Source organism: Kribbia dieselivorans NBRC 106261, assembly GCF_001552435.1.
GTDB lineage: Bacteria > Actinomycetota > Actinomycetes > Actinomycetales > Dermatophilaceae > Kribbia > Kribbia dieselivorans.
Genome location: NZ_BCRE01000223.1, coordinates 1 through 5918 on the forward strand (window position 1 = coordinate 1; position 5918 = coordinate 5918).

6 protein-coding genes are annotated in these 5918 nt (G+C 69.0%); all 6 read left to right on the top strand.

The annotated features are described in order from the left end of the window. Positions 1-460 (top strand): FHA domain-containing protein (locus tag KD1_RS14805; protein WP_157073389.1); only part of this gene is annotated, 460 nt, incomplete at its 5' end. 7 nt (positions 461-467) lie between these two features. Then, entirely contained in the window at positions 468-947 is a 480-nt protein-coding gene (locus KD1_RS14810) for an FHA domain-containing protein FhaB/FipA (RefSeq protein WP_068403205.1), read from the top strand. Positions 948-960: 13 nt separating this feature from the next. Further along, positions 961-2217: a Stp1/IreP family PP2C-type Ser/Thr phosphatase gene (locus KD1_RS14815; protein WP_068403207.1), complete on the top strand. Its 1257-nt coding sequence runs from the start codon at positions 961-963 to the stop codon at positions 2215-2217. Next, the gene (locus KD1_RS14820) at positions 2214-3596 is read left to right on the top strand and encodes an FtsW/RodA/SpoVE family cell cycle protein (protein WP_068403209.1); all 1383 of its coding nucleotides are present in this window, start codon (positions 2214-2216) and stop codon (positions 3594-3596) included. Before KD1_RS14815 ends, KD1_RS14820 begins: the two co-directional genes overlap by 4 nt. After that, positions 3593-5044 (top strand): peptidoglycan D,D-transpeptidase FtsI family protein, encoded by a 1452-nt coding sequence (locus KD1_RS14825; protein WP_068403211.1) that lies wholly within the window; start codon positions 3593-3595, stop codon positions 5042-5044. Before KD1_RS14820 ends, KD1_RS14825 begins: the two co-directional genes overlap by 4 nt. Beyond that, positions 5041-5918 (top strand): protein kinase domain-containing protein (locus KD1_RS14830; protein ID WP_157073390.1); only part of this gene is annotated, 878 nt, incomplete at its 3' end. The genes KD1_RS14825 and KD1_RS14830, both read left to right, overlap by 4 nt.

Consider the following 5918-nt stretch of genomic DNA (forward strand, 5'->3'; position numbering starts at 1 on the left):
CACGCCCGCCCGCCCGCCGGCTCCACGCGAGCCGCTGCCCTACGCCGACGACTACGACGACCCGGCCGAACCGACCTGGCGCCAGCACGTCTCCGACGCCGATGCCGTCACCGCGACCCAGCCGCGCGAACCCGCCCCCTCGCCGCGCGCGTACTCCGTCACCGAACGCCCCTGGCTCGACGTCGACGGCGAGCGCTACCCGCTCATCGGCGCGATGACCGTGCTCGGCCGTGACGATGTGGCCGACATCGTGCTCGACGATCCGGGCATCTCGCGGCGTCATTGTGAGATCCGCGTCACGCACGACGGTCCCCACCTGGTGGGGAGTGTCCGCGACCTGAACTCGACCAACGGCACCTTCGTCAACGGCGAACGCGTCACCGCCAGCGTGCATCTGCGCGACCGCGACCGGATCACCGTGGGACGCACCACCGTGACCTACCGATTCGACGGGCGGTAGTCGACACGTGAGCGCCCTGACCCTGCTCGTCCTGCGCCTCGGCGTGCTGTTGCTGCTGTGGCTGTTCGTCTTCGCCATCGTCGGCGTGCTGCGCTCCGACCTCTACGGCACCCGCGTCGTGGCCCGAACCGCCGTGGCCGACACCGGTGGCCGTCGACGCCGCCGTGCCCGCCCCACCGCCCGCCGGGCGACCACCGAACCGTCACACCTGGTCGTCACGTCGGGCAGCCTGGCCGGCACGACACTGACCCTCAAGCCCAACGGCACGCTCATCGGCCGCAACCCCGAGTGCACGCTCGTGCTCGACGATGACTTCTCCTCCGGGCGGCACGCCCGCCTGTTCGCCGAGGGCAGCCACTGGTACGTCGAGGACCTCGGCTCCACCAACGGCACGTTCCTCGGGTCCCAACAGGTCACCGGGCCGACCCAGGTCCACATCGGCAGCAGCATCCGGGTCGGGCGCACCGTGCTCGAACTGCGGAAGTAGTCGGGGTCCGCCGGTGCCGATTGCCTTCCACTACGCTGCCCGCTCGGACGTCGGGTTGGTGCGCAGCAACAACCAGGACTCCGCCTACGCCGGGCCACACCTGCTCGTCGTCGCCGACGGCATGGGCGGACACGCCGGCGGCGACCTCGCCTCGGCCATCGCGATCTCACGTCTGACGCGCCTCGACGGCGAGTCGCACCGCCGCGAATCCATCACGACCCAGCTCGTGCGGGCCGTCGCCGACGCCAACGCCGACATCGGTCAACGGATCACCGAACGGCCCGAATTGCGCGGCATGGGCACCACCGTCACGGCGATCCTGCGCAGCAACAACACCGTCGCGCTGGCCCACATCGGCGATTCGCGCGCGTACCAGTTGCAGGGCGACTCGTTCTCGCAGATCACCCACGACCACTCCTTCGTGCAGACGCTGGTCGACGAGGGCCGGATCTCCGAGGACGAGGCCTCGACGCACCCCCAGCGGTCGTTGGTCACGCGGGTCCTCACCGGGGAGGACCAGGACGAACCCGACGTGTCGATCCGCGAGACGCGCATCGGAGACCGGTTCCTGCTGTGCTCCGACGGGCTGTCCGGATTCGTGGCGCGCGACACGATCGAGGAGGTACTGCGCTCCGATCGTGGCCCGGGCGCGACCGCTGACACCCTCATCGACCTCGCCCTCAAGGCCGGAGCGCCGGACAACGTCACCGTCATCGTGTGCGACGTCGTCGACGTCACCGCCGCCACCAGTCCGCCGACGCAGCCGCAGATCGTCGGCTCGGCGGCGCTCCACCAGAACCGGCGGCGCACCACGTCGAACAGCAGCACCCCGGCCGCGAAGGCCGCCGCGCTGCGCCCGAGCGCCGAGCCGGCCGAACTCGAACTGGCGGAGGAGGGATCGACCCGGTTCGCCCACACCCTCAAGGTGATCGGAGGCGTGCTCGCGGTCGTGCTCGTGCTGGGCGCGGGTCTGTGGGCCGGTTGGCGCTGGACCCAATCGCAGTACTACCTCGGCGCTCAGGACGGTCATGTGGCGATCTATCGCGGACTGAGCCAGGACATCGGCCCGATCAACCTCTCCGAGCCGGTCAGCGTCTCGGACATCGCCCTGACGGATCTGCCCACCTTCGATCGCGATGGCGTGACGAACACGATCCCGGTCGAATCCCTCGACGCCGCCCAGCAGCGGCTCACCGAACTCGAGGCGACGGCGAAACGCTGCCGCGCCGCAGCCAAACGAGGCAACCCCTGCAGCGAGGTGCCCGCATGACCGCCGTGACCTCGGTCGCCCCCAAGCGCGGCCGCAACGTCGAACTCGCGTTGCTCATGCTGGCGATCGGCATCATCGTCGTTGCCTACATCAACGTCGAACTGGCGCTGCACGGCTCCCTGCCGCCGGACCTGCTCTACCTCGTCGGTGGCGTGGCCGGAGTCGCGCTGATCTTCCACCTCGTGCTGCGGTGGCGGGCGTCGTACGCCGATCCGCTCATCCTGCCGATCGCGGTGCTGCTCAACGGCATGGGGCTGGTGATGATCCACCGGCTCGACATCGCCGCCGGGCGCTCGATCACGGGCGGATTGGCGTTCAAGCAGTTGACGTGGACGGTCATCGGTGTGGTCATCGCCCTCACCGTGCTCATCACGCTGCGCGATCACCGCGTGCTGCGCCGGTACACCTACACCGCGGCGCTGGGGGCCCTGATCCTCCTGCTGCTGCCGCTCGTGCCGGGCCTGGGCAAGTCGGCCTACGGCTCGCGCATCTGGATCAGCGTCGGCGGGTTCTCGTTCCAGCCCGCCGAGATCGCGAAGATCCTCCTGGCGATCTTCTTTGCCGGGTACCTGGTGCAGACCCGCGATGTGCTCTCGTTGGCCGGCCGGAAGGTGCTGGGCATCACCTTCCCGCGCATGCGCGACCTGGGGCCGATCCTCTTTGCCTGGCTGATCTCGATCGCCATCCTCGTGTTCGAGACCGACTTGGGAACGTCGCTCCTCTTGTTCGGACTCTTCGTCTCGATGCTCTACGTCGCCACCGAACGCGTCTCGTGGATCGCCATCGGCCTGACCCTGACGGCGGCCGGCGCGTACGTCGCCTACCTGCTCTTCGGTCACGTGCAACGCCGCGTGCTCTGCTGGCTCGACCCGTTCTCCCCCGAGGGCGTCGATCAGTGCGGGCAGATCACCACCGGCCTGATGGGCATGGCCTCCGGTGGCCTGCTCGGTCACGGCCTGGGTCAGGGCCGCCCGTGGCTGACCCCGCTGCCGGAGTCGGACTACATCTTCCCGAGTTTCGGGGAGGAGATCGGTCTGGTCGGCGTGTTCGCGCTCCTCCTGCTCTACGTGCTGCTCGTCGAGCGCGGCATGCGCACCGCCATCGGCCTGCGTGACGGCTTCGGCAAGCTGCTCGCCGCGGGGTTGGCGTTCGTCATCGCGCTGCAGGTGTTCGTCGTCGTCGGCGGTGTCACCCGCGTCATCCCGTTGACCGGTCTGACCCTGCCGTTCCTGTCCTATGGTGGCTCGTCGCTGCTGACGAACTGGACCCTCATCGCCCTGTTGCTGCGGATCAGCGATCACGCGCGCCGCCCCGTGCCCGACGTCGATCCGGCCGACATCAGCAGTGACACCCCGACCGAGGTCGTGAAGGTCGCATGAACACCCCGATCCGTCGCCTCTCGTGGCTGGCCGCGATGCTCTTCGCCCTGCTGCTCATCGCCTCGACGTGGATCCAGTCGTTCGGCGCTCCCGGTCTCAACGAACGCCCGGGCAACCGCCGCACGCTACTGGCCTCGTACAACGTCGAGCGCGGGCAGATCCTGCTCGACGGCAACCCCATCGCTCGGTCGGTGCCGAACAACTCCGAGGTCAAGTACCAGCGCGTGTACAGCCAGCCGCAGCTGTACTCCCACCTCACCGGGTACCAGTCGTTCATCTACGGCACCGGCGGTGGCATCGAGTCGGCCATGGACGCCACGCTCTCGGGCCGGGACGACAATCTGTTCTACCGTCGCTTCACCGACCAGATCATGGGTCGCACCCCCACCGGCGCCAGCGTCGAACTGACCATCAACGCCGCCGTGCAGAAGGCCGCCGACGAGGCGTTGGGCAATCAGCGCGGCGCGGTCGTCGCGCTCGACCCGACCTCCGGGGCGATCCTGGCGATGGTCTCCCACCCGAACTACAACCCCTCGCAGCTGGCCAGCCAGGCCGATGGGGTCTCGACGAAGGCGTGGAAGGACCTCAACGCCGACTCCACCCAGCCCCTGCAGAACCGCGCCATCAGCCGGCTCTACCCACCCGGATCGGCGTACAAGGTCGTCACCGCCGCCGCCGCACTGGACTCCGGCAAGTGGACCAAGGACTCAACCCTGCCCGGCCCCGCCCAGCTCAAACTGCCCCTGTCGACGTCGACGATGGCCAACAGCAACCGGCAGGCGTGCGGGCCGGACGACAAGGTCACGTTCCTCGTGGCGCTGCAGAACTCCTGCAACACCGCCTTCGGGTGGTTGGGCATGCAACTCGGCGCCGACACGATGCGCAGCACGTCGGAGAAGTTCGGGTTCAACCAGCAGCTCGACGTGCCGATGACGAGCGCCGCCAGTGTCTTCCCCGCCGAGATCGACCAGCCGGGGCTCGCCCTGGGTGGGATCGGGCAGGGCAACGTCCAGTCCACGCCATTGCAGATGGCCATGGTCGCTGCGGCGGTCGCGAACAAGGGTGAGGTCATGAAGCCGTTCATGGTTGAGGCGGTGCGGGCGGCCGATCTGTCCGAGCTGAGCCGCACGAAGCCGGAAGTGTTGTCCCGGGCGATGAAGGAGTCCACGGCCACCCAGTTGAACGAGATGATGCAGGCGGTGGTGACCAACGGCACCGGCACGCGCGCGGCGATCCCGGGGGTGCAGGTTGCCGGCAAGACCGGTACCGCCGAGCACGGCAAGGGTCAGGCCCCGCACGCCTGGTTCATCGGATTCGCCCCGGCCAACGACCCCAAGGTCGCCGTGGCCGTCGTCGTCGAGGACGGCGGCCGCGCGGGCACCGACGCCTACGGCGGCGCCGTCGCCGGCCCGATCTCCAAGGCCGTGATGGAGGCGGCGCTGCGATGACCGAGAACACCCCATCCCAGTTGCTCGGCGGGCGGTACGAGGTCGGAGAACTGATCGGTCGCGGGGGTATGGCCGAGGTGCACCTGGGCTACGACATCCGTCTGGGCCGTCAGGTCGCGATCAAGATCCTGCGCTCCGACCACGCGCGTGACGCGTCGTTCCTCCACCGATTTCGGCGGGAGGCCCAGGCGGTCGCCGGGCTGAACCACCCCAACATCGTCGCGGTCTACGACTCCGGCGAAGAGGTCTTCACCGAGTCCGGTGGCGGGGACCTGGAGATCCCGTACATCGTCATGGAGTACGTCGACGGCCAGACCCTGCGTCAGGTGCTCAACGCCGACGGCCCGCTGGTGTCCTCGCGGGCATTGACGATCCTCGAGGGGGTGCTGTCGGCGCTGGAGTACAGCCACCGCATGGGCATCGTCCACCGCGACATCAAACCCGGCAACGTCATGATCAACGGCGCCGGCGAGGTCAAGGTCATGGACTTCGGCATCGCCCGGGCCGTGGCCGACACCCAGGCGACGATGACACAGACGCAATCGGTCATCGGCACCGCCCAGTACATCTCGCCGGAGCAGGCCGAGGGGCAGACCGTCGACCACCGCAGCGATGTGTACTCGTCCGGGTGCCTGCTGTTCGAACTGCTCACCGGGCGCACGCCCTTCGTGGGTGATCCGATCTCACTGACCTACCAGCACGTGCGCAAGGAGCCGCCGGCGCCGAGCGAGTTCGCCGACGGGATCTCCCCCGAACTCGACGCCATCGTGCTGCACGCCCTGACCAAGGACCGGGACGCCCGCTACGCGACCGCCGAGGACTTCCGCGCCGACTGCGAACGCGTGCGCACCGGCCTGCCGATCAGCGCCGGCGC